Source organism: Streptomyces sp. NPDC093544 (assembly GCF_040683495.1).
GTDB lineage: Bacteria > Actinomycetota > Actinomycetes > Streptomycetales > Streptomycetaceae > Streptomyces.
This window is the reverse complement of sequence record NZ_JBFBEA010000029.1, coordinates 72,050-94,816: the sequence shown is the minus strand read 5'-3', so window position 1 is coordinate 94,816 and position 22,767 is coordinate 72,050. Positions and strand designations below refer to the sequence as shown.

The 22,767-nt window shown below is 69.5% G+C and carries 21 protein-coding genes; 10 read left to right on the top strand and 11 right to left on the bottom strand.

All coding sequences use genetic code 11. The features are described 5' to 3' along the window. Positions 1-43: 43 nt before the first annotated feature. The gene (locus AB0N66_RS34730) at positions 44-1,174 is read right to left on the bottom strand and encodes a histidine kinase (RefSeq protein WP_365442551.1); all 1,131 of its coding nucleotides are present in this window, start codon (positions 1,172-1,174) and stop codon (positions 44-46) included. Positions 1,175-1,523: 349 nt separating this feature from the next. Here AB0N66_RS34730 and AB0N66_RS34725 point away from each other — a divergent pair, with 349 nt between their 5' ends. The 4 genes from AB0N66_RS34725 (at position 1,524) to ligD (ending at position 5,612) form a co-directional block, all read left to right on the top strand. Next, positions 1,524-2,327, top strand: a complete 804-nt coding sequence (locus AB0N66_RS34725) for a response regulator transcription factor (protein WP_365442549.1) — start codon at positions 1,524-1,526, stop codon at positions 2,325-2,327. Between the two features lie 126 nt (positions 2,328-2,453). Then, complete coding sequence (locus AB0N66_RS34720) at positions 2,454-3,347, top strand: Gfo/Idh/MocA family oxidoreductase (protein WP_365442547.1); 894 nt, start codon at positions 2,454-2,456, stop codon at positions 3,345-3,347. A gap of 25 nt (positions 3,348-3,372) precedes the next feature. Beyond that, positions 3,373-4,356, top strand: coding sequence for an NADPH:quinone oxidoreductase family protein (locus tag AB0N66_RS34715; protein WP_365442545.1), 984 nt, complete (start codon positions 3,373-3,375; stop codon positions 4,354-4,356). Positions 4,357-4,670: 314 nt separating this feature from the next. After that, positions 4,671-5,612: a non-homologous end-joining DNA ligase gene (gene ligD / locus AB0N66_RS34710; RefSeq protein ID WP_365442543.1), complete on the top strand. Its 942-nt coding sequence runs from the start codon at positions 4,671-4,673 to the stop codon at positions 5,610-5,612. 63 nt (positions 5,613-5,675) lie between these two features. Here ligD and AB0N66_RS34705 read toward each other — a convergent pair whose 3' ends face one another. The 4 genes from AB0N66_RS34705 to AB0N66_RS34690 all read right to left on the bottom strand — a co-directional run bounded on the left by AB0N66_RS34705 (position 5,676) and on the right by AB0N66_RS34690 (position 9,097). Beyond that, positions 5,676-6,044 carry a DUF6479 family protein gene (locus AB0N66_RS34705; RefSeq protein ID WP_365442541.1) on the bottom strand — a complete coding sequence of 123 codons (369 nt, stop codon included), beginning with the start codon at positions 6,042-6,044 and terminating at the stop codon, positions 5,676-5,678. Between the two features lie 162 nt (positions 6,045-6,206). Further along, positions 6,207-7,022, bottom strand: coding sequence for a methyltransferase domain-containing protein (locus tag AB0N66_RS34700; protein ID WP_365442539.1), 816 nt, complete (start codon positions 7,020-7,022; stop codon positions 6,207-6,209). 38 nt (positions 7,023-7,060) lie between these two features. Beyond that, a complete protein-coding gene (locus AB0N66_RS34695; RefSeq protein ID WP_365442537.1) occupies positions 7,061-8,371 on the bottom strand; it encodes an MFS transporter in 1,311 nt (436 codons plus the stop codon). A gap of 114 nt (positions 8,372-8,485) precedes the next feature. Continuing rightward, on the bottom strand, positions 8,486-9,097 hold the full coding sequence (locus AB0N66_RS34690) for a LysE/ArgO family amino acid transporter (RefSeq protein WP_365442535.1): 612 nt from the start codon (positions 9,095-9,097) through the stop codon (positions 8,486-8,488). Between the two features lie 66 nt (positions 9,098-9,163). Between AB0N66_RS34690 and AB0N66_RS34685 the strand changes: the two genes are divergently transcribed. Next, a complete protein-coding gene (locus AB0N66_RS34685; RefSeq protein ID WP_365442533.1) occupies positions 9,164-10,099 on the top strand; it encodes a LysR family transcriptional regulator ArgP in 936 nt (311 codons plus the stop codon). A 190-nt stretch (positions 10,100-10,289) separates the two neighbouring features. Continuing rightward, complete coding sequence (locus AB0N66_RS34680; protein WP_365442531.1) at positions 10,290-12,818, top strand: SpoIIE family protein phosphatase; 2,529 nt, start codon at positions 10,290-10,292, stop codon at positions 12,816-12,818. Between the two features lie 107 nt (positions 12,819-12,925). Here AB0N66_RS34680 and AB0N66_RS34675 read toward each other — a convergent pair whose 3' ends face one another. Beyond that, the gene (locus tag AB0N66_RS34675; protein ID WP_365442529.1) at positions 12,926-13,597 is read right to left on the bottom strand and encodes an NUDIX domain-containing protein; all 672 of its coding nucleotides are present in this window, start codon (positions 13,595-13,597) and stop codon (positions 12,926-12,928) included. Positions 13,598-13,704: 107 nt separating this feature from the next. On the opposite strand from AB0N66_RS34675, the gene AB0N66_RS34670 reads away from it, so the two are divergent. Beyond that, positions 13,705-14,064: a hypothetical protein gene (locus AB0N66_RS34670; protein ID WP_365442527.1), complete on the top strand. Its 360-nt coding sequence runs from the start codon at positions 13,705-13,707 to the stop codon at positions 14,062-14,064. A 3-nt stretch (positions 14,065-14,067) separates the two neighbouring features. On the opposite strand, the gene AB0N66_RS34665 is transcribed toward AB0N66_RS34670, so the two are convergent. The 3 genes from AB0N66_RS34665 to AB0N66_RS34655 form a co-directional block, all read right to left on the bottom strand. Further along, the gene (locus AB0N66_RS34665) at positions 14,068-14,769 is read right to left on the bottom strand and encodes a fibronectin type III domain-containing protein (RefSeq protein ID WP_365442525.1); all 702 of its coding nucleotides are present in this window, start codon (positions 14,767-14,769) and stop codon (positions 14,068-14,070) included. 52 nt (positions 14,770-14,821) lie between these two features. Beyond that, complete coding sequence (locus AB0N66_RS34660) at positions 14,822-15,424, bottom strand: hypothetical protein (RefSeq protein ID WP_365442523.1); 603 nt, start codon at positions 15,422-15,424, stop codon at positions 14,822-14,824. A gap of 148 nt (positions 15,425-15,572) precedes the next feature. Continuing rightward, positions 15,573-17,465, bottom strand: a complete 1,893-nt coding sequence (locus tag AB0N66_RS34655) for a discoidin domain-containing protein (protein WP_365442521.1) — start codon at positions 17,463-17,465, stop codon at positions 15,573-15,575. A 24-nt stretch (positions 17,466-17,489) separates the two neighbouring features. Between AB0N66_RS34655 and AB0N66_RS34650 the strand changes: the two genes are divergently transcribed. Then, a complete protein-coding gene (locus tag AB0N66_RS34650) occupies positions 17,490-17,627 on the top strand; it encodes a hypothetical protein (protein WP_365442519.1) in 138 nt (45 codons plus the stop codon). 160 nt (positions 17,628-17,787) lie between these two features. On the opposite strand, the gene AB0N66_RS34645 is transcribed toward AB0N66_RS34650, so the two are convergent. Beyond that, a complete protein-coding gene (locus tag AB0N66_RS34645; protein WP_365442517.1) occupies positions 17,788-18,783 on the bottom strand; it encodes a LacI family DNA-binding transcriptional regulator in 996 nt (331 codons plus the stop codon). 215 nt (positions 18,784-18,998) lie between these two features. Here AB0N66_RS34645 and AB0N66_RS34640 point away from each other — a divergent pair, with 215 nt between their 5' ends. Then, positions 18,999-19,553, top strand: coding sequence for a DinB family protein (locus AB0N66_RS34640; protein ID WP_365442515.1), 555 nt, complete (start codon positions 18,999-19,001; stop codon positions 19,551-19,553). An 82-nt stretch (positions 19,554-19,635) separates the two neighbouring features. Here AB0N66_RS34640 and AB0N66_RS34635 read toward each other — a convergent pair whose 3' ends face one another. Then, positions 19,636-20,508, bottom strand: coding sequence for a universal stress protein (locus AB0N66_RS34635; protein ID WP_365442513.1), 873 nt, complete (start codon positions 20,506-20,508; stop codon positions 19,636-19,638). Positions 20,509-20,945: 437 nt separating this feature from the next. Here AB0N66_RS34635 and AB0N66_RS34630 point away from each other — a divergent pair, with 437 nt between their 5' ends. Next, a complete protein-coding gene (locus tag AB0N66_RS34630; RefSeq protein ID WP_365442511.1) occupies positions 20,946-22,742 on the top strand; it encodes a coagulation factor 5/8 type domain-containing protein in 1,797 nt (598 codons plus the stop codon). The last annotated feature ends 25 nt before the right edge of the window (positions 22,743-22,767 follow it).

Below are 22,767 nucleotides of genomic sequence, written 5' to 3'. Positions count from 1 at the left end.
ACGTCCTTCGCGGGCCGAAGCCATACCTGCGGATGAGTCCGGCTCAGTACGGCAGTGTCGCCGCGACCCGGAAACCGCCGCCCGCCCGCGGTCCGGCGGTGATGGTGCCGCCGTGCGCGGCGGCCCGCTCCCGCATCCCGACGAGGCCAAGTCCGCCGCCGGGCACGGTCGGCCGCCCGGCGGATGCGGGGCCCTCGTCGGCGACGTCGATCGTCAACTCGCCATGCTCCGCGACGAGTTGCACCCGACATCGGGTCGGTGCCGCGTGCTTGATGACGTTGGTCAGGGCCTCCTGGACGATCCGGAACGCGGACAGCGCGACACCGTCCGGAGGTTCCTCGGTGCCGCTGGACCGCAGGTCGACGTGCACGCCCGCCGCCTCGGCGGTCCGTACCAGGGAGGGCAGGTCCGACAGTCCGAGAACCGGCCGGAGGTCCTGGGCCCCCTCCTGGTCCCGGCGCAGCACCTTGAGGGTGGCCCGCATGTCGCGCAGCGCCCTGCGGCTGACGTCCTCGATCACCGCCAGGGCTTCCTGCGCCTCCTTGGGGTGAGTGTCGACCACGTGGTTGGCGATACCTGCCTTGACTGCGATCAGGCCCACGCTGTGCGTGACGACGTCGTGGATGTCACGGGCGATGCGGAGGCGTTCTTCGACTTTCGCCCGCTCGGCCGTCTGCTCGATGACGCGCCGCATGCTCTCGCGCCGCTCCCTGACGGCCGACCCCGCCGCCCAGGTGGCGCCCAGGACCAGCAGGCCGAGCACGACCTGCACCGCCTGGGTCCCGCCCTGATAGCCCTGAGCGCCCGTCATCGTCAGTCCGGCGGCGCCCGCCGCGCTCACCCCGCCAACGAAGACCGCTGACCGTCCTGTTGGCCGCTTCCGCGTCACGGCGACCAGGTACAGGGCGTAGGCGGCGGCCAGGAACGAGGTCGGTGCGAGACCGAACGGCAGGGACACGCAGGCGATGGTCAGGACGAACACGAAGACCGGCACGGGCCAGAGCCGCCGGACGACGAGCGGCAGCGCGGTGCTCAACGCCAGCAGCCACACGGTGGTGTTGTTCACCTCGCCGCTGATGTACGGCCGCAGCGGCGCCAACTGCGGGAGCAGCGCGAACCCGAGTGCGGCCGGCACATCGAGCATGATCAGGCGCCGACGCGGGATATCGACCATGCCTTGAAAGTATTCGTTCCCTTCGCCGTACGTCCAACGCGTTCGTGGGCCGGCGGTGACCGGACGGGTGCACGCGCGCGGTCGCGTACCCACCGACTCCGCCGTGAACCGCTCCGCCGTGCGCCGGGCCACGACTGTGCGTCGATGAGGTCGAGGCAGCCTTCAAATTCCTGGGGATTCCCTGCGGATTTCCTGTGTATCGGCCGAAAGTCGCCCATGAAGTGGAACAGCACACTTCGCTTAAGAGGCGTACTTGCGTTCCCCTCAACCACCTACGCATACTCGGCACCAATCGTGCCCATCCACCCTTCCTCTCCCCCGCAGATGAATGACGACCAGAAGGAGAATTGTGCAACCGAATTCTTGCTCTGAAATCAACCTGTTCATTCTCAGCGAAGACACGGTCACTCTTGCCGGGCTGGAGGCGATTATCGATCAGGATGACAACGTTAGCCTGATCGGTCGTGCGGTGGATGGCGCACACGGCATACGATGTCTCGAAAAAACCGAGTTACAGCCCCACGTCATCATCATTGGCGAGCCGCCCTCGAAAAGAACCATCTGCGAGAACGTCCAGCAGATCTTCTCGAAATACCGCCACGAGAAGTCCCGGCCCAAAATGATCGTCGTGTCGCAGAACGATGACGACGACGTGATCGTCGCCGCCTTGCGCATCGGCGTCAACGGCTATCTCGCGCGGGTCGGGTCGTCCGAGGAACTGCTTCATTCCATTCGGATAGTGGCCAAGGGAGGCGCTGCTTTCAGTCCGTCGATAGCCGCCCGGTTCAGCAGATACTTCTCCACCATGCCGAGCCTGCCGGAGCTGACGGGGTTCTCCGATCTGACCAGCCGAGAGCTGGAAATACTTGAACTGCTCGCAGGCGGCCTGGGCAACCAGCAGATCGCACGGCGGCTTTTCCTGGCCGAAAAGACAGTGCGCAACTATGTCTCGCGGATCTTCGCGAAACTGGAGGTGCACGACCGCGCCACAGCGGCGGTACGAGCACGCGACGCCGGTTTCGGCGGGCAGAACGACAGTTCTGGAGTCGAAGCGCAGGTGAGCGATGGCGAAGCACCAGCAGTCCTGGAGTTCGGCCGCCATGAGGATCGCGCCCTCGCACTCGTGAAGGATGCGCACGCAGAGCTTCGGTGAAACGGCGGGCCGTCCGGCTCCTGACGGGACACGGGGCGGGGCCGGTCCACTCAACGACACCCTCCTGGTCGAAGCCGCAGCCAACGTGGTGAAGTTGGTGCGCTCACACCACAAAGGAGACTTCTCGTGACCGGCGCCTCGATTCCCTGGAACCATTCACCAGTCAAGGTCGGGCTCGTCGGCGCCGGGCCATGGGCGCGTGCCGTACACGCGCGTGTGCTTGCCGCCGGGCCCGAGACCCAGCTGACCTCGGTGTGGGCACGCCGCCCCGAGGCGGCCCGTGAGACAGCCGCACCCTACGGAGCCGAGGTCGCCGCCCGCTTCGAGGACCTGCTCGACAACTGTGAAGCGGTCGCCTTCGCGGTTCCGCCCTCCGTTCAGGCGGAACTCGCCATCCGCGCTGCCGAGGCGGGCAAGGCACTGCTCCTGGAGAAGCCGCTCGCGCTGGATCTGCCTTCGGCGCAACGTCTCGTCGATGCCGTCGACGCGGCAGGCGTCGTCTCCCAGCTCGTTCTGACGAGCCGTTACAACCCGACCACCCGGCGGTTCCTGGCAGCCGCACAGAGCGTCGACGCCGTGGGAGCACGTGCATGCATGGTGACCGGCGCCTTCCTGGGCGGCGAGTTCGCGACCCCTTGGCGTCTGGAACACGGCGCGCTCCTTGACCTCGGGCCGCACGTTCTCGATCTGCTGGACGCTGCCATGGGGCCCATCGTGCGGGTGCGCGGCACCGGAGACCCACGCCGTTGGATCGAGCTCACCTGCGAACACGCGAGCGGAGCGGTGAGCCAGGCGTCGCTGTCGGGGTCGGTCAATGTCGAGCAGGGCATCACACGGATCGAGTTGTTCGGTCCGCATCCCGAGCTCGTGTACGACGGCGCCGAACTCGACCACGAGGAGAGCTGGCCCGTGCTGCGCCAGGAGTTCGCGACCGCCGTACGCACGGGAAAGTCGGGCGAGTTCGATGTCCATCGCGGGCTGCACCTCCAGACCCTGATGTCCCAGGCGCTGGGCATCTGAGTTCCCACCGGTAGTGAAGCTCGTCGTGCAGTATCTCGTCTTGAAGATCGTCACCAACTGCATCGCGAGGTCCGTGATGTTCTCTGGTCGTGCGTGGCGTGTGCTGAGGTTCGGCGAGCCGAAGGAAGCGGTCGAGCTCCAGGAGATGACCTGGGGTGAGCCACCGTCCGGGCAGGCGCTGATCCGAGTACGGACCGCGGGTGCCGGGTTCCCCGACGTGATGATGACGGCAGGCCATTTCCCGCTGCTCGGCGCACCTCCCTTCGGCCTCGGGGAGGAAGCGGCGGGGGAGGTCGTCGCCGTGCCGCCGAACTCTCGGTTCGCGGTCGGCGACCAGGTGACGGGCATCACCGCGTTCCTGGAGGGGCGGGGCGGGTACGCAGAGTACGCGTATGTGCGTGAGGAGTCGGCCATCCGCATTCCGGCCGACATGACGGATGAAGAGGCCGGCGGCTTTCCCATCGGGTTCCGCACGGCGTACGCGGGCCTCGTTGAGCGCGCTCCGGTGGAGGCCGGACAGACCCTGCTTGTTCTGGGCGCTGCGGGCAGCAGCGGTGCCAGCGCCCTGCAACTCGGCAAGGCGGTCGGCGCCACGGTGATCGCGGTCGCGGGAAGTCAGGAGAAGCTGGAGTTCTGCACGCGGTACGGAGCAGATCACGTCGTGAACTACCGCACGGACGATGTGACGACGCGGATCGATGAGATCACGGGCGGATGTGGCGTGGACGTGATCTATGACCCGGTGGGCGGTGACACGGCGGCCACGGCGTTGAAGAGCATCGCCCGCAACGGTCGTATCGCCATGATCGGCGTTGCGAGCGGCGCGCCCGTTCCTCTCGACTCGATGGACATGCTGCTGCGGAACTACACGGCGGTCGGCGTGCTGGCCACGCCCCATGACGACCCGGACACGGAGACCGCTGCGTGGGACCGCCTGGCGAACCTCGCGAAACAGGGTGCGATCACCACGCCGGTGGGCACGGTGTACGGGTTCGACGAAGTCCGATGATCGCCGAACTGGCGGGCCCGGGGGCGGGCAAATCAGTCGTCCGGGTGGCGCCTGAGCAACAAGGGCGAGTGGGACCTGTTCGCTCCTCCTCGACCGAGGCCGCAACCTCCCCGTGCGCGGCGGCGGACGGAACGCCTGCCGTGCCCCGTCGACCGGTTCGGGGTTCGGCGCGCTGAGCTGCGGCGGAGGACGGTCAGGTGTCCGTGTCCCGGGTTCACGGGGCGACGCCGTTCAGGCGAAAGAGCGGGCCAGGGTGAGTGGGCCACCGGAGGCCTGTCGACAACACACCTGTGAGACTGCCGCGGATCGCTCCCATGCTCGCCACACCCGGCGCCCTGCCGCCCGCCGGGCAGGACACACGATGGGCGTACGAGACCAAGCACGACGGCCAGCGGGCGGTGATCTATCTGCCCGGGGACGGCAGCGTCGTGCTGCGCGCGCGGTCGGGCGAGGACATCACGGCCGCGTACCCGGAATTCGGTGCGCTGGGCGGCGCCCTCGGCCCGGCCCCCGCGATTCTGGACGGTGAGGTCCTGGTCCTGGACGAGCAGGGGCGAGGTGACTTCCAGCTCCTGCAGTCCCGCATGGGGCTGGCCCGGTCGCCGGCCAAGGCCGCCCGCCGTGCGGCGGAAACACCCGCGCATCTCGTCCTGTTCGACGTCATGCATCTGCGGGGCGACGTGACCTCACTCCCCTACGTCCGGCGGCGGCGGGAGCTGGAGGAGCTCGCTCTCGGCGGCCCTTTCTGGTCGACGCCGTCGGCGCTCGTCGGCCATGGGGAGCTGGCGTTGCGGGCGACGCGTGAGAGTGGTCTGGAGGGGCTGGTGTGCAAACGGCTGGACTCCGTGTACGAGCCCGGGGTGCGTTCGCGCGCCTGGATCAAGATCCGCAATGTACGGACCGTGGACGTCATCGTCGGCGGCTGGGTCCCCGGCAGGGGACGGCTGTCGGGGCTGCCGGGCGCCCTACTCGTGGGCCAGCGTGAAGCGGGACGGCTGCGCTACGCCGGGAGTGTGGGCACCGGCTGGAGCGAGGCCGAGCGAGCGGAACTCGCCGAGCTGTTGCGTGCCGCCGAGACCGACAGTTGCCCCTTCGACGACGTCCCGCCGGTGGCCGCGGCGCACTGGGTCGCGCCGCGGCTCGTCGGCGAGGTCCGCTACAGCACTCGTACGAGAGCCGGTCTGTTGCGGCAGCCGTCGTGGCTCCGGCTTCGCTCCGACGTGGCTCCCGAGGACTCGGCGGCCGACTTCCCCTAGGACACACGAAAGGCGGCGCCGAGGGGATGTCGTGCCGCCCGGGTGGGACGCGCCGCGCGCCGGTTACGTCGTACCTGGGCCGCTGCCGCCAGTGTCACGACCGGAGCCGCTTCCCCAGCGCCGTCGGCTCTGGTCATCGGCGTGTTTGCTCCCCGAGGCGTGCATCTGGGTCGGCTTCAGCCGCTCGCTCTCGTCCGCGGCGCGCGGTACCTCGTCGGGTTCCCGCCTCTCCCGGAGTTCGTGCGTCGCTCCGGAAGCGGGAAGAGTGGGCTGTTCTTCCGCGGTGGGCGGCCGCGACTCCTGGCTCCGCACCCTGATGCCCATCCGGACCGCCCAGATGAGGCCCGCCACGATGATGAGCCCCCCGATGAAGGCAGCGCCCGCTTTCAGTGCCCCGCTCGCTGCGATTACTTCATAGCTCGCCGTGTTCATTTTGCTCGAGTACCCCCAATACCAGGGAAAAACCCGCTGAGTACTCCGTTCGGCGACGGCGAAACAATTATATTCCGTCAAACGCTCTTATCCGCCCGATGCGCTATCTCTCCTACGGACGGTGCACGGCACCTCTCCTACGGGCGGTGCAAGGCATCTCTTCTACGGGCGGTGCGCGACCGCTCCGAACATCGTCACCGACATGTGCAGCGCCCCCTGCTCGGCGGCCTCCGTGACGTCGGCGTACAGGCGGTCGCGCTGTTCCTCGGTGATCAGTTCACGGCGTACGGCGGACTCGCCCAGCATGCGGATCAGCGGCCAGGCCACAGATGTGTGGTCCTGGAGAAGCGCCTGCGATCCTCGGTCGTCGATCACCAGCCCGGCCGCCGTCAGTCGGCCGACCACTTTGCGCCCGGAGTAGGGGTCGGCCGCCGCGGACAGCGCGCCGGAGGTGATCGCCGCGACAATCTCGGGGTCGCCGGGGTGCAGGATCGTGGTCGCCCAGTCGGTGTCGAGGAGGGCGACACGACCGCCGGGGCGCAGCACCCGCGCGATCTCGGCGACCGCCTTCTCGGGCTCCAGGAGGTGCTGGAGTACCCGCTCGCACCACACGATGTCGACCGAGGAGTCGGGCAGGTGCAGAACGAGCGCGTCGCCGTCCACGAAGCGGGCCTGGCTGCCGGCCGCCACCGCACGCTGATCGGCCACCATACGCAGCCCGCTGTTCGGCTCGATGCCGAGCACCTCACCGTGTGGAGCGACGGCGGCCGCCAGTGCCTGGGTCTGCGATCCGGTGCCCGAGCCGATGTCGATCGCCCGCTCTCCGGGGCGCGCGGCGACCGCGGTGTGCGCCCACGCGCGCAGCCGTCGTACGCCGTCGTTGGTGTCCTGGGCGTCCAGGGCCGCCACCAGCCGGCCAACGCTCTCGGCGGTGACGTTCGGCGCGTGGAATTCCGAGGTAGGTCGTGTTTCCCCCATGCGGGTCACTCTATGACCGACGGGGGCCGCTCCGCCCCTCAGATCGTGTAACGCCTCAGAGCCGGTGTGGCGGTGGCCAGGACCAGCGTGGCGGCGATCACCAGCAGGCCGCCGCCCACGACCGCGGCGCGGGCCCCGAAAACCGCGCCGGCGGTTCCGTGCAGGACGTCGGCGAGACGGGGGCCGCCCGCGACGACGACCGTGAACACGCCCTGCATGCGGCCGCGCATCTCGTCCGTGGCGGCGGAGAGCAGGATCGCACCGCGGAAGACCATGGAGACCATGTCGGCGACTCCGGCCGCGGCGAGGAAGGCCACCGCCACCCACAGGCTGGTGCTCAGCCCGAACCCCGTGATGGCGGCTCCCCAGGCCACCACCGCGACGATGACCATGAGGCCGTGCCTCGGGATCCGGGAGAACGTGCCCGACGCCAGGCCGCCGAGCACCGCGCCGATGGGGATCGCCGCGAAGAGGAGACCCAGCGCGAGCCCCTCGCCGTAGGGCGCGTACGTCTGGGAGGCGAGTTGCGGGAACAGGGCGCGGGGCATGCCGAAGACCATCGCGATGATGTCGGCGAGGAAGGACAGCAGCAGCACTTTGTGCAGCGCGATGTAGCGGAATCCCGCGGCGACCTCGCTCCATCCGGCCCGCTTGGACGCCGCCTGCGTCAGAGGTGGCAGCGCGGGAAGCCGTACGACCGCCCACACGGTGACGCACAGGGCCACGGCGTCGATCAGATACAGCTCGGCCAGGCCGATGACCGGAATGAGGGCGCCGGCCAGCAGCGGTCCGGCGACCAGACCTGTCTGCATGACGGTCGAGCCGAGCGCGTTCGCCGCGGGCAGTTCGTCCTTGGGGACCAGCCGGGCGATGGAGGCTTGGCGGGCCGGGGAGTTCAGGCCGAAGAACGCCTGCTGGAGGGCGAGCAGCACCATCAGGACGAGAACCGAGTCGAGTCCGGCGGCGGCCTGTATCCAGAAGAGCACCGACGTGACGGCCATGCCGGTGTTGGTGATGAGGAGCAGCTTGCGCCGGTCCATGCTGTCGGCGATCGCACCGCCCCACAGGGCGAAGACCACGAGGGGCAACAGGCCGGCGATGCTCGCATAGCCGACCCATGCCGAGGAGCCGGTGATGTCGTAGATCTGCTTGGGCACGGCGACCGCGGTGAGCTGACTGCCGACGGCTGTGACGATGGTCGAGGACCACAGCCTGCGAAACGCCGGGCGCCGCAACGGCGTGGTGTCCATCGCCCAGCGGCGCCATCCGCGGCTGTTCGCCGGCACCGGTTCCGGTGTCTCGTCGTCCGTCGCGGAGTCGCTGTCCGTATCGCTCTTGCTCGTGTCCACACTCGTCCTGGTTGCTCGCTACATCTTTTTGCCTGCAGGGATCACTATCGCCGAGCGGGGTCCGGGTGTGTCGGCGGGGTTCACACTCGCGTGCCCATGCCAGGCGTACGAGCGTCAGGCTCCCGCGATCAGCACCGCGCCCATGGCGACCATCGTCGTGGCGACCAGGCCGTCCAGTACGCGCCAGGCCGACGGCCGGGCCAGGAAGCGGCCGAGCAGCCGGGCGCCGAAGCCCAGCGCGGCGAACCAGCACACGCTCGCCAGGACCGCCCCCAGCCCGAAGGTCCAGCGCAACGGGCCGCGGTCGGCCGCGATGGAGCCGAGCAGGAACACGGTGTCGAGGTAGACGTGCGGGTTGAGCCAGGTCAGCGCCAGGCAGGTGAGCAGGACGCGGCGGCGCGAGCCCGCCGGCACGGCCGCCGCCTCCAGAGCCGAGGGGCGCAGTACCCGGAGGGCCGCCAGGAAGCCGTAGACGAGCAGGAACGCGCCACCGATCAGAGCGACCACGGTGAGCGCCGCGGGCCAGGCCACGACCACCGCGCCGACACCACCGACGCCCAGGGCTATGAGCGCCGCGTCGGACAGTGCGCAGATGCCCACCACGGCGAGTACGGCGTCGCGGCGGATGCCCTGGCGCAGGACGAAGGCGTTCTGGGCGCCGATGGCGACGATGAGGGAAAGTCCGGTACCGAATCCGGCGGCCGCGGCGGCCAGCGCGTCTGTCATGACACCGACGCTAGAAAGATGACTGTCAAGAGTACAGCTAAAGATTCTTACGTATCATTAGCGCTCGTGATGACAGAACTCCCTTTCGATCAGGTCCGTACGCTCCTCGCGGTCGTCGACGAGGGCACCTTCGACGCGGCGGCCGGTGCGCTCCATGTGACGCCGTCGGCGGTCAGCCAGCGCGTCAAGGCGCTGGAGCAGCGCACGGGCCGGGTGCTGCTGATGCGTACGAAGCCGGTGCGCCCGACCGAGTCCGGCGAGGTCGTGGTGCGTTTCGCGCGCCAGCTGGCCCGACTGGAGCGCGACGCGCATGCCGAGCTGGGCATGACCGGCTCCGGGGAGCCGACGCGGCTGTCGATCGCGGTGAACGCCGACTCGCTGGCGACCTGGTTCCTGCCGGCCCTCACCCGTGTGCCGCAGGAGCTGCGGCTCTGCTTCGAGCTGCGCCGGGAGGACGAGGACCACACGGCCGCGCTGCTGCGCGAGGGCGTGGTGATGGCGGCGGTGACGTCGTCGCCCGATCCCGTGCCGGGCTGCTCCGTCCGCGCCCTCGGCCGCATGCGGTACGTGCCGACGGCGAGCCCGGGCTTCGCCGAGCGTTGGTTCGGCGCCGGGACGGACGCGTCCCTGCCTGACCTGGTCGCGGACGCTCCGGTGGTGGCCTTCGACCGGATCGACGACTTCCAGGACGACTTCGTCCGCGGCCTGCGGGGCGGCCTGGGTGCGAGCGCGCTGCGGCACTTCGTGCCCACCTCGGAGGGGTTCGTCGCCGCCGTCGCCGCCGGAATGGGCTGGGGCATGGTGCCCGAGGTGCAGGCCGAACCACTGCTGCGCACCGGAGAGTTGGTGAACATCGCGCCGAACCGGGGGGTCGACGTTCCGCTGTTCTGGCAGCAGTGGAAGCTCGACTTTCCCGCGCTCGCCGCGGTGGCCGAGGCCGTGGCGGCCGTCGCCGCCGAGACGCTCACCCCCGAGACACTCTCCGCCGGGCCCGATTCCTGAATCACTCACTGTCGAGCGGCTCCTGAAATCCTGTGAACCGGGTATCTTCGCGCTGGGCACAGCAGATCGCCACGGCCGAAAGCGACCGGCGCGACCCGTGCTCCGGTGGGCGTCGAGGTGCGGTCAGGGGCCTGTCAGGCGCATTCTTGCTGTGATACCTCCCTGGCGGCGGGCGGACGAGGGCAGACCGATGACTGGGAGCGCCGAGCACGAGGTCCAGGCGCTGGAAAGCCTGCCCACCTTGCTCACCGGGGCCGTGGCGGACGCCGTACAGGCGGCCCGCGGCTTCGCGGGAGGCATCTATCTGCGTTCGAGCACGCCCGGACTGCTGAGGATGGCCGTACTCGCGGGCCTGCCGGGTCAGCTGTTCCGCTCCTGGTGGCGGATGCATGTGGACCTGCCGTTCCCGGTCGCGGACGTCCATAGGCTCGGCGAGGAGGTGCTTCTCACCGATGCCACGGAGACGATGCGCCGCTACCCGCAGCTGGCGGCCGGGCTGCCGTTCCCGTTCGGTTCCCTGTACGTCCCCGTCGTGGGCGCGTCGACATCCTTCGGCGTCCTGACGGTGCTGCGTCCGTCGGCCTCGGACGCCACCGAGGTGCTGCCCGACCGTGACCGGATGACGACGGTGGCGGAGGAGCTGGGTGCCGCTCTGGCGGCGCTGGACAAGGACGGGCCCGGAGTCGTCGTCTGGGACGACGAGCCCCTGTGTGTCCAGGCGCCCTCCGACGGTCCTTCCGTACGCTGTGTCGGAGGATTCACCTGGGATCCGCGCGACGGCACGGTCATCGCGGACGACGCGCTGCTCGGCACCACACCCGGTGGCTTCGCCGGCACGCCGGAGGCACTGGCCGACGCCCTGTCCCACGAGGATCCGCGCCTGATGCTGACCGCCCTACGGGAGACGGCCGCCGGCCGCCCGCCCGCTCAGCCGGTGCCGGTACGCACCGCGGACGCCGAGCTGCGTCTGCTGGCTCTGGGCACCTCGGCCACGGCGCCCGGACCGCCGTACCGGGTGAGTGGCACGGTCATCGATCCGGGCCCGGGCCTGACCGCTGACCGGGCGGCGGATCTCCTCCCCGAGGGAGTGTTCGCACTCGACCGGCTCGGGATGATCACCTACACCAACCCGCGCGCCGCCGAACTGCTCGGACGGCCTCGCACGGAGCTGCTGGGGCGGCCGCTGTGGGAGGCCGTGCCCTGGCTGAACCGGCCGTCGTACGAGGATCATGTGCGCGGCGCTTTGCTGTCGCCGGATCCGGTGCACTTCCAGGTCAGACGCCCGCGCGGGAACGGTCAGGGGCAGACACCGGGGCGGCACGGCGGTGAGTGGCTCACGATGTCCATCTACGCGGGGCCGGGCAGCCTGACGTGCAAGCTCGTGCCCATGGGGCGGGTGGCGGACGCCGCGGAGGGCGACCCGTTCGAGACGACGGGCCGCTGGGCCGACGTCGACGAGCCGACGGACGGCGCCCCCGCGACGGCGTCGCTGTACCGGCCCATCGTCCTCGCCATCGCGCTGACCGAGGCGGTGACGGCACGCCAGGTGTCCGAGGTGGTGATGCGGGAGCTGCTGCCCGCGTTCGGCGGCCGTCGGCTCGCCATCTATCTGCTCCAGGACCGGCGCCTGTACCTGGCCTGGGAGACCGGCTTCCCCGAGGGGTTCCTCGCCCCCTTCGACGGCGTGGGCCTCGACACCCGGCTGCCGGGCGTCGAAACGCTCACCACTGGCCGGCCACTCTTCTACGAGTCCATGCAGCAGCTCGAGGCGGCCTATCCCGGCATCGCACTGGACGCCGAGGAGGGATCCCGGGCCTTCCTGCCACTGATCGCCTCGGGGCGCCCGGTCGGCTCCTGCATCCTCGGTTTCGACCGTGCCCGTGCCTTCAGCGCCGAGGAGCGTACGGTTCTGACGGCGCTCGCCGGGCTGATCGCCCAGGCCCTGGAGCGGGCCCGGCGCTACGACAACGAGGCCGCCCTCGCCCGCGGTCTCCAGGAGGCCCTGCTCCCGCACCGCCTCTCCGCGCACCCCCTGGTGACCACCGCCGGGCGGTATCTGCCCGGCACCCTCGGCATGGACGTGGGCGGCGACTGGTACGACGTCGTGGAGGCGGGCGACGGGCTGGCCCTGGTCATCGGCGACGTCCAGGGGCACGGTGTCCAGGCCGCGGCCACCATGGGCCAACTTCGCAGTGCGGTACGGGCGTTCGCGCTCAGTGACCGGTCCCCGGACGAGGTGATGAGCGGCACCAACAGGCTGCTCATCGACCTCGACCCCGGCCAGTTCGCCAGTTGCTGCTACGTCCGCCTGGACCCGGTCACGGGCATCGCGCGGGCCGCCCGGGCCGGGCATCCGCAGCCCCTGCTGCGCCACCCCGACGGCCGTACGGAGATCCTGGACCTGCCCGGCGGGGTGGTACTCGGGGTGGATCCGCACGCCCGCTATCCGGTGACCGACCTGCTGCTGGAGCCCGGTGCCGTCCTGGCCCTCTACACGGACGGTCTGGTCGAGCGACCCGGCACCGACATAGACGAGGGCGTCGAAACCCTTCGCGCGAACCTGGCCAGGGCGGCCATGCGGCGCGGCCGGGCGGGCGGCCCTTCCGTGTCCGCCGCGGCCGACCTGCTCACCGCGGAGGCACGGCAGGCCACCGAGCGCCCCGACGACATCGCCCTCCTCCTCACCACACGCCGGTCCCCGAACGACGACGACAGGTAGGCCGGGTCCCGCCCGTCAGTGGACAGCGTCCGGTCGGACCCGCTGATCCGCCGTCAGTTCAAGCCCCACGGCGGCCAGGTTTTCCTCCAACTGCGCCAGGCTTCGTGTCACCACACGGAACCCTTGAACGGGCCCTCCAGAGCCGCCCACTGCAGCAGCATGATGGTCTTCGCGTCGGCGATCTCGCCGCTGCGGATCATCTCCAGGGCCCGGCCGAAGGGCAGTTCGACGATCTCGATGTCCTCGCCCTCCTCGTCCAGCCCTCCGCCTTCGTGGGTACGGGTCGAGGGGCCGTAGGAGGCGGCGTAGAAACTGACCCGCTCGGTGACCGAGCCCGGGCTCATGTAGACGTCGAAGACATGGTGGACCGCTCCGACGGTGTGCCCGGTCTCCTCGATGACCTCGCGGCGTACGGCGACCTCGGGCTGCTCGTCGTCCTCGTCGAGCAGGCCGCCCGGTGTCTCGACCAGCATCCCGTCGGGGTGACCGTTGAGGTACACGGGGTAGCGGAACTGCCTGGTCAGCAGCACCGTTCCGCGCTCGGTGTCGTACAGCAGGAGGGTGGCCCCGTTGCCGCGGTCGTGTGTCTCGCGCTCCTGGGTGCTCCAGGTGCCGTCGGCGTGCTGGAAGTCGAAGGTCGTGGTGCGCTCCACGTACCAGTGGCTGGACAGGAGTGTCACATCCCGGATCTTGATCCGGGGGTTGCCGGTAAGGTCGCGGCCGATCTGGTCGAGTCCGGTGCGACCTCGGCGGTCCGGAGTGTCGATGCCGGCGGTCATCGGGCGCGATCCTGGCGGGAGCGGGAAAGGTTGTTCACGCCCACTGTCTACCATCACGACCCGAACACCGAACCCACAGTTGGGGATCGTCCGTCTAGGCTCACGGCATGGAACAGACGGAGATCATCCTGCGAGCCATCGGCGTCCTCACCGAGACCAACGCCATGGTCCGCAGGATCGCCCAGGCTGACGAGGACGACACCGAGGTCGAGTCGACCGAGACCCAGCTCGGCGCGCTCGTGACGGAGGTTTTCCCCAGGGTCGAAGTGCCCTCCGACGCCGGACCCGCCGAGGCGGGCCAGGCCGTCGCGGATGCCTACCTGCCCGCCACCATCTCGCTCGTGGGTGCCTTCGCGTTCCTCTTCTCCGAACTCGCCGACCTCCACGACTCCGGACGCACCGACGTCAAGGCGGCCGACCTGCTTCAGGATCTCGCCCTGCGTATGTCCAGGGCCGACAACGCGTAGGAGTCATTCGCCAGTGGTCAGCCGGACCACATTGGACAGTTCGCCGTAGGTGAAGGCCCGGACGCGGTACGACGCCTGCTTCTCCGTGGGCAGGGTGATCAATCCAGTGGAGTTGACATCAGGGTCGAGGACTACGAGGGGCGCGTACTCGGAGCTTTCCGGCGTACGAGCCTCCAGGAGGAAGCCTGTTTCGTCGGCTGCGTGGTCCGTCCACGTGAAGAGGATGCCGTTCGCATGCTTGACCACGGCCTTGAATCCGGTGGGTGCGCCCGCACCGGAATCCTTGAGGGGCCGGCCCGCGACGACGCGTGCCGGGTCCTTGCGGGCGGGGAGCCAGTCGTGGCCCGAGTCCTCGTCCGCTTGTGTCAGTTCCCCGGGCGGGAGGGAGACGCTCAGCGGGGCCGAGGCCGGCCCGTGAAAGGCGCGGAGCCGGTAGAAGAAGGTCGTGTTCGGCATCAGATCGGGGTGCCGGTAGGTCGTCACGCCCGGCGGCAGGTACTGGAGGACGGTGTAGGGACCCGACTGCTCGGTCGCGAACTCCAGTGCGTGACCGGATGTTCCTGAGCTGTCCTCCTGCCAGCTGAGATCGATGTCCGTGGGAGTGGTGAGCGAGGCGCGCAGCACGGAGCCCGCTGCGGCGGCGACGGCGGCGTCGCGACCGGCCTCGTCTGTCGTCTGTGGCGCGGAGCAGGCCGACAGTGCCATCAGGAGCACTGTCGGCGCTGCGATACGCAGGGATATCCGCATGCGGTGACCGCTACTTGCGCCAGAACTTGACGTTGCTCCAGACGACGGTCGCCGGTCCGGTGCCGCTGTCGGTGCGGTAGGCGCCGAACTTGTCGTAGAAGCTTCCGGAGGGGCTGGCGTAGGTGTGCTGGAGCGAGCCGTTGATGTAGGTGCGGTGCGAAGTGCCCACCTGGTGGACCGTGTTGACGCGGACCGTGGCCCCGACGGTGCCCGCGTTGGAGAGCGTGGCGCCGCCGTGGACCGCGTAGAGCCTTCCACCGCGTTCGACCGCGAGCATGAAGTACGGGCCCGCCGCCGACTCGTTGAACGTCTGCTTGAGGCTGATCCGGGTGCCGCTGAGGCTGGAGATCCTGAAGTAGCCCTCGAACTGCCGCGTGCCGCCGGTGTACGTGGCGTACCGCCGTTCGGCCCGCTGGTCTCCGCTGGCGGTGGAGCAGGTGAGCGTGAACGTCAGGCCGGAGACCGTGCCGCAACCGCGCTCCTGCACGGTGTACGTGGGCGAGACAGATGTCCAGCCGCCGGGTTCCACTTCGGCGAAAGCCGCCGGCGCGGCGAGCAGCGATGAGGCGCACACCGCGCCGGCCACACCGAGTGTTCGAAGACGTGTGAGCATCCGAGCTCCCTTGAGTGGGGGTTACTGACGTTCAGGTGAGTGAACTTCAGCCCAGTCTTTGAACGGTTGACTGGAAGGTAGGACTGGACCAAGTTTTCGTCAAGAGGCCCTGCACGCACCCGACTTCAGGGCCTCACGGCGGTCCGGGTCACCTCTTCTGCTCGACGCGCACCCAGTCGATCTCCGCCTGCACTCCCCCGGCCGCGACCTTGTCCACGCTCGACTGCGGCAGACCCCAGTAGGGCGTGGTGACCTGGTTCCAGCCCGCCGGATAGGCGCCGCCCAGGGCGAGGTTGAGGATGACGTACTGGTTGTGGTTGAAGACCCACTGGCCACGGGTCGACTCCAGCTTGTTCCGCGTCGTCTCCTGGACGAGCACGTCGTCGATGTAGAAGCGCATGCCCGTCGGTGTCCACTCCACCGCGTAGTTGTGCCACGCGTCCACTCGGCCGCCGGCAGGGAAGATCGTGCGGGCGCCGATGTTGCCGTCGGCCGAGTAGCCCGGACCGTGCAGCGCGGTACTTGTCCAATCCGCGTAGCCGACGTTCTCCATGATGTCGGTCTCGCCCGACGCGGGCCACGAGACGTTCGGATCGTCGACGTTGCTGCCGAGGAGCCAGAAGGCGGGCCAGAAGCCGTCGCCGACCGGCAGCTTGATACGGGCGCTGACCTTTCCGTAGGTGAAGTCGAACTTGGTGTTGGTGTCGATGCGGCCGGAGGTGAAGTCGTAGGTCCCGGCCGGGGTCGAGGTGCAGTCGTTGCAGTACCTGGACTTCAGAAGGAGGCTGCCGTTCTGTGTGACGATGTTGTTGGTGGAGTCGACGTAGGCCTGGGACTCCCCGTTGACCGGGCCCATCTCGTAACCGGTGCGCACGACCCGCCACTTGGAGCGGTCCAGGCTCGCCCCTGTGAAGTCGTCGAAGAACGTCGTCTGGTACGTCCCCGACTGCTCGCCGGGCAGGGCGGGGTACGCGGCCGCGGCGCTTCCTCCGGTGCCCCAGACCTGGAACTCGTAGAGCGAGTAGCCGAATTGGGCGGTCGCGGGCGCCGGGTTGTAGAAGGAGCGGCGCTCCTTGCCGAGCATCCGCACATACCGTCCGGTCGTGGGCGTCGGCAGTGTGACCGTGTCGCGGCGACCCACCGCGTCCGCCGGGGCCTTCACGTCCGCGCGGCGGGCGGCGACCTCTGCGGCGGACGGCTGGTAGACGGTGCGCCAGTTCGTGTTGTCGTCGGAGACCTGGAGTTGGTAGTCAACCGCGTAGGCCGCCTCCCAGTACAGGTCGACGGAGCTGATGGTCGAGGTGGCACCCAGGTCGACGGAGACCCAGCGGTTGGCGTTCCAGTCGCTGGACCAGCGGGTCTGGTCGGCCTTGAGGTCGGCGGGCCAGCCGCCGTCGGTGACGAAGGCGGGTGAATTGCCCGCGTGCTGGTAGAGGTTGGAGTAGGCGGGGTGGTTGAGGGCAAGGTTCGTACGGGTCGTGGAGGCCGGGGCGGGTTCGCCGCCGTAGATCTTGAACGCGAACAGCGAGTACCCGTACGCCGTGGCACGTTCGACGCCGCGCAACCGCACATAGCGGCCCGTGGCTTCCTGCGGGTAGGTGTGGGCGGTGACCGATCCTCCGGTGCCGGCGGTCTCGGTGTAGAAGGGCGTCCAGTCGGTGCCGTTCTTGGACACCTCCAGGACGTACCTCTTGCCGTAGGCGGCCTCCCAGTCCAGTACGACCCGGTCGATGCGGAGGGTGGAGCCGAGGTCGACGCGGATCCAGGCGTCGTCCGCGAACTGGCTCGACCAACGGGTGGCGGCGTTGCCGTCGAAGGCGAGGCCCGGGCCGGTGCCGGCGTTCTCGCTTCCCGAGGCGGTGACCGCGGCGGGGTTCACGGTGTAGGCGGCAGCGGCCTGGTCGGCGTCCCAGGCCGCGACGGCCGCGACGGATTCGGCCGCCGGGCCGGCGAAGGCCTGTCCCGCCGCCAGCAGCGACAGGGCGGACAAGGTGGCCAGCGCGGTCATGAACGCGCGTGGAGGTGGAGTACGGGATGGCATGCGGCTCTCCTAAGGGAGTTGGGGGTGCCAGTGCTCCGTGCGGGTGTGCGGTGGTTCGCCGAGGTCGACTTCCTGTCCTGCCGGAAGCTCGGACGTCGACGTGTTCTGGTGCTGCCGGTGATCTCCGCCCGGCAGTGCGTGGGGTGCTCGGCGGAGGGCTAGGGGGTGTCGTTTGGGTCACCCCGGGTCCGCGACGCCTGGCACGGCACCTCGCCGCGTTGTCGCATCACCCGAGTACGCCCAGTACGCGGGTCATGCTCCGCCTTGCGATGCACCGCACCATGCGCCGCGGCCTGATCCGAAGTGATCCAAACGACACCCCCTAGGCCGCCGGCGCCGACCGGCGCGTGATCATTTCCGTGGGCAGGACCACGGGAGCGGTGGACAGTTCCTCGCCCGCCAGACGGGTGAGGAGCATGCGTGCGGCCGTCTCGCCCATCTCCCGCATGGGCTGGCGGACCGTACTCAGTGAGGGCTCGGTGTGCGGGGCCATCGGGATGTCGTCGAAGCCGATCACGGAGACGTCGCCCGGGACCCGGATCCCGGCGTCCCGCAGGGCGCCAAGGACGCCCACCGCCGCGAGGTCGTTGTGTGCGAAGACGGCGTCGAACTCCCGTCCCTCGGCGAGCAGTCGGCGCACGACCTTGCGGCCGCCGGTTTCGGTGAAGTCGCCCTCGACGACCAGGTCGAGCCCGACGCCGTGCTCGGCGAAGGTGGCCCGGAACCCGGCGAGGCGGTCGCGTACACAGCCGAACCGTGAAGGCCCGGTGAGCACCAGTGGCTTGCGTCGGCCACCGGCCAGGAGGTGGCGGGCCGCTGAGGCCCCGCCCTCGAAGTTGGTGGCCGTGACGGAGGGGAACTCGGGGTGGTGCCCGCGGTCGTCGATCAGGACGACGGGCAGGCCCTCGCGGTGCAGCGCCGTCAGCATGTCGAGGGTGTTCTCCGGCTCCACCACAAGCAGCCCATCGAAGGCGCGCGCCGACACCTGGCTGGTGAAGCGACGGACGGATTCCGTGCCCCGGTTACAGGTGAACAGCAGCAGGCCGAAGTCGGCGGCTTCCACGGTGTCGACGACGCCCTGCAGTACCTCGCCCATCCATGGCCAGGTCAGCGAGGGCACCAGCATGCCCACGGTCCGGCTGCTGCCCCGTGCCAGGCCTACCGCGCCCGAACTGGGCACATAGCCCATGCGGTTGATGACCTCGCGGACCCGGGCAGCCGTCGACGCGTCGACCTCGCCCCGGGTGTTCAGCACCCGGGACACGGTCGTCTTGCTCACGCCCGCGGCGTGCGCCACGTCGGCGATGGTCACAGCCATGACTGCCTCCCGGAACACGGGGATCGCGTCTTCGCGCCCAGGGCCGGTACCGGTACCGGAACCGGTTCCGGCGCTGGGCGGCGAGTCAATCGGACTGTCATGTTGTCGTCAATAGTTCACGCCAAAACTGCTTCTCCTTTACCCCAACACGGCTACTGCTTACGGGACTTGAACACTCTCGGACGTCGTGGCGCCCTGTGCCGATAATTGTGCGTATGAGCAGCCCACAGCGAAGAGCCGAGTTCTTCACCGCGCCGGACCAGGGGCGCCGCCGTCTCAATGCCCGTACGACCGGGGACGAGCGCGCCATGCTGGTGTCCGTGCTGGCGGCCCAGCGCGCGACGCTGGAGTTCAAGTGCGCAGGCCTGGGTGCGGAGTTGTCCCAGCGGTCCGTGAAACCCTCGACGCTTTCACTCCTCGGGCTGGTCAGACACCTCGCCGATGTGGAGCGCCGCTGGTTCCGGAGCGTGCTGGCCGGTCAGGACGCGCCGCCTCGGTTCGCCACCGCGGCCGCCCCTGACGGGGACTTCGACGGCGCGGTGCCCGACCCCGCGGTCGTCGCCGCGGCCTGGGAGGCCTGGCACTGCGAGGTGACCTTCGCCGAACGCTTCGTCACCGAGGCGCCCGGTCTGGACGTCGAGGGCCAGGACTCCTGGCTCGGGGCGGTGTCGCTGCGCTGGGTGCTGATCCACATGATCGAGGAGTACGCCCGCCACAACGGCCACGCCGACCTGCTCCGCGAACGCATCGACGGAGCGGTCGGACTGTGAGCCGACCTCGGACTGTGAGCCCGCCTCAGCCCGTGAGCCGGCCTCGGCCTGCGAGCCACCCGAAACCGGCTCCGGGCGCCGCTCAAGCGTGCGGGACCACCGCCACCGGGCACGGCGCGTGGTGCATCAGCGCGTGCGCCACCGACCCGATCCGTGACCCCACCGCCGAGCGTTCGGCGCGGCGCTGAACGACCATCAGCTGGGCCCGCGCGGCCAGCGAGAGCAGCACCTGTCCGGCACTGCCCATCTCGACGTACTCGGTGACGGACACCTCGGGAAACCGTTCGCGCCACGGCTTCACCGACTCGGCGAGAGCCTTCTTCTCGAACGGCTCCAGGCCCCCGGCCTCGTCGAGCAGCTTCAGCGAGCCGGGGCTGTAGGCGAACAAGGGCGGCAGGCTCCAGGCACGTACGACGCGCACCGAGGCGCCGCGGACCGCCGCGGTCTCGAACGCGAACCGGAGGCCGGCTGCGCTGTCGTCCGGGCCGCCGTGCTGTCCCACGACGATCTCGCGGCCGGCCGCCTCGGACGCGGCACGGTCGTCGGCACGCACCAGCACGACGGGACTGGCGGCCTCGGCGATCACCTGCTGTCCGATGGAGCCGATCAGAAAGCCGACGATCGTTCCGTACCCGCGCGAACCCAGGACCAGTGTCTCGGCGTCCGAGGCCGCGGCGACCAGTGAGTCGGCAGCGGCGCCGTCCAGCACCTCGGCCGAAACGGAGAGGTCCGCATGCCGTTCGGCAACCGTGCGCGCGGCTTCCTTCGCCAAGTCCTGTGCCCACTGAGCCTGTTCCTCACGGCCTGGGCCGCCGGCCAGTTCGTGCGGTTGCCCGTGCCAGGCGTACACCACCCGCAGGGGCAGTTGGCGCCGGACGGCTTCCCTGCCGGCCCACGCCACGGCGGCCCGGCTCTCGTCCGATCCGTCCACGCCCACGGTGATCGGGTGCGTCATACATCCGCCTCTCTTTCGCCTACTCACAAGGGCCTGCCGACCTCTCCACAGCCGTCGGCCTGCTGGGGGCATCCGTCAGAGTGGGAGCCTGCCCCCGCACCCTAACGGCCCGCTTGTCGAGGCCGGCGTAGAGCGCTCTCGGGAAAGGCGCGCAAGGCGCCGCGGCGCCAGCACTCCGAGGGGTCGCGCCCAGGGCAGAGCCCGCCGTTCGCGCACCTCTTGAACGCGATCGCCGCCCTCGCACGAGGAGCCGCTCGGTCACATAAGGGCATGAACTCCCGCACAATGCCGCCCACTTGACCGTTCACTCGGCAACAACATTCGAGATACCGGTCACAACTCTTGACGCCCGGTTCACACGGATGAAGCATGCATCGCCAAGAGAGCGCTCCCCGCACCTTCCACCGTTCACTTCCTGAACCAGGAGAGTCGCCCCCATGCCCTCTGCCTTCACAGACTCCTCGGACTCCGTCCCCTCCACGCCCGCTCGCCGGTCCGTTCTCGGAGCGATGGCCGCCGCTGCGGCCGCGCCCGCTCTGATCGGCCTGTCCACACCGGCATCCGCCGCACCCGTCAAGCCGCTGGCCCTGCCCGGCGGCGGTGACCTCGGCCCGAACGTGATCGTCTTCGACCCCTCGACCCCCGGCATCCAGGCCAGACTGGACCAGGTGTTCGCGCAGCAGGAGACGGCCCAGTTCGGCACGGGCCGCTACCAGTTCCTCTTCAAGCCGGGCACCTACAACGGGCTCAACGCCCAACTCGGCTTCTACACCTCGATCTCGGGCCTCGGGCTGTCCCCCGACGACACGTCGATCAACGGCGACATCACCGTCGACGCGGGCTGGTTCGGCGGCAACGCCACGCAGAACTTCTGGCGTTCGGCGGAGAACCTCGCGATCACTCCCGTCAACGGCACCAACCGGTGGGCCGTCGCGCAGGCCGCTCCCTTCCGGCGGATACACGTCAGGGGCGGCCTCAACCTCTCCCCCAACGGGTACGGCTGGGCCAGCGGCGGCTACATCGCCGACAGCCGCATCGACGGCACGGTCGGCCCGTACTCGCAGCAGCAGTGGTACACCCGCGACAGCTTTGTGGGCGGCTGGCTCAACGCCGTCTGGAACATGGTGTTCTCGGGCGTCGAGGGTGCCCCCGCGCAGACCTTCCCGAACCCGCCGTACACCACGCTCACCTACACACCGATCTCCCGCGAGAAGCCGTTCCTCTACCTCAACGGCGCCGAGTACCGCGTCTTCCTGCCGGAGAAGCGTGTCAATGCGCGCGGCACCACCTGGGGAGCCGGGACGCCTCGCGGTACGTCACTGGCGCTGACGCAGTTCTACGTGGCCAAGCCAGGTGTCACCGCCGCCACCCTCAACCAGGCACTCACGCAAGGTCTCCACCTGCTGCTGACGCCGGGGATCTACCACCTCGAACAGCCGATCCAGGTCAACAACGCCAACACCGTGATCCTGGGCCTCGGTTACGCCACCCTGATCCCGGACAACGGCGTCACCGCGCTCAAGACGGCCGACGTCGACGGCATCCGCCTCGCGGGCTTCCTCATCGACGCCGGCACCGTCAACTCCACCACCCTGCTGGAGGTCGGGCCCACCGGGGCTTCGGCGGACCACTCGGTCAACCCCACCACGGTGCAGGACGTCTTCGTCCGCATCGGCGGCGCGGGCGCCGGCAAGGCCACCACCAGCATCGTCGTCAACAGCCGCAACACGATCATCGACCACACCTGGATCTGGCGCGCCGACCACGGCACGGGAGTCGGCTGGGAGACCAACCGGGCCGACTACGGCCTCCGCGTCAACGGCAACAACGTGCTGGCCACCGGGCTGTTCGTCGAGCACTTCAACAAGTACGACGTCCAGTGGTACGGGCAGGGCGGCCGCACGATCTTCTTCCAGAACGAGAAGGCGTACGACGCGCCGAACCAGGCCGCCATCCAGAACGGCTCCATCAAGGGGTACGCGGCCTACAAGGTAGGCGACTCCGTGACCACGCACGAGGCGTGGGGCATGGGCAGCTACTGCTACTACAACGTCAATCCGGCGATCCTCCAGCACCACGGATTCGCGACGCCGGTCAACGCGAACGTGAAGTTCCACAACATCATGGTCGTCTCACTGGGCGGCCAGGGGCAGTACGAGCGCGTCATCAACGACACGGGCTCGCCGACCTCCGGTACCACCACCGTTCCGTCGGTGGTGGTCAACTTCCCCTGACCGCGCCACTGTCCGGAGCCTGGCC

Coding starts and splice junctions, on each gene's coding strand:
- AB0N66_RS34730 (WP_365442551.1), bottom strand. CDS start 1,174: ATGGTCGATATCCCGCGTCGGCGCCTGATCATGCTCGATGTGCCGGCC.
- AB0N66_RS34640 (WP_365442515.1), top strand. CDS start 18,999: ATGAGCAGCCCACAGCGAAGAGCCGAGTTCTTCACCGCGCCGGACCAG.
- AB0N66_RS34630 (WP_365442511.1), top strand. CDS start 20,946: ATGCCCTCTGCCTTCACAGACTCCTCGGACTCCGTCCCCTCCACGCCC.
- AB0N66_RS34700 (WP_365442539.1), bottom strand. CDS start 7,022: ATGGGGGAAACACGACCTACCTCGGAATTCCACGCGCCGAACGTCACC.
- AB0N66_RS34670 (WP_365442527.1), top strand. CDS start 13,705: ATGGAACAGACGGAGATCATCCTGCGAGCCATCGGCGTCCTCACCGAG.
- AB0N66_RS34675 (WP_365442529.1), bottom strand. CDS start 13,597: ATGACCGCCGGCATCGACACTCCGGACCGCCGAGGTCGCACCGGACTC.
- AB0N66_RS34665 (WP_365442525.1), bottom strand. CDS start 14,769: ATGGCACTGTCGGCCTGCTCCGCGCCACAGACGACAGACGAGGCCGGT.
- AB0N66_RS34645 (WP_365442517.1), bottom strand. CDS start 18,783: ATGGCTGTGACCATCGCCGACGTGGCGCACGCCGCGGGCGTGAGCAAG.
- AB0N66_RS34635 (WP_365442513.1), bottom strand. CDS start 20,508: ATGACGCACCCGATCACCGTGGGCGTGGACGGATCGGACGAGAGCCGG.
- AB0N66_RS34690 (WP_365442535.1), bottom strand. CDS start 9,097: ATGACAGACGCGCTGGCCGCCGCGGCCGCCGGATTCGGTACCGGACTT.
- AB0N66_RS34660 (WP_365442523.1), bottom strand. CDS start 15,424: ATGCTCACACGTCTTCGAACACTCGGTGTGGCCGGCGCGGTGTGCGCC.
- AB0N66_RS34680 (WP_365442531.1), top strand. CDS start 10,290: ATGACTGGGAGCGCCGAGCACGAGGTCCAGGCGCTGGAAAGCCTGCCC.
- AB0N66_RS34655 (WP_365442521.1), bottom strand. CDS start 17,465: ATGCCATCCCGTACTCCACCTCCACGCGCGTTCATGACCGCGCTGGCC.
- AB0N66_RS34705 (WP_365442541.1), bottom strand. CDS start 6,044: ATGAACACGGCGAGCTATGAAGTAATCGCAGCGAGCGGGGCACTGAAA.
- ligD (WP_365442543.1), top strand. CDS start 4,671: ATGCTCGCCACACCCGGCGCCCTGCCGCCCGCCGGGCAGGACACACGA.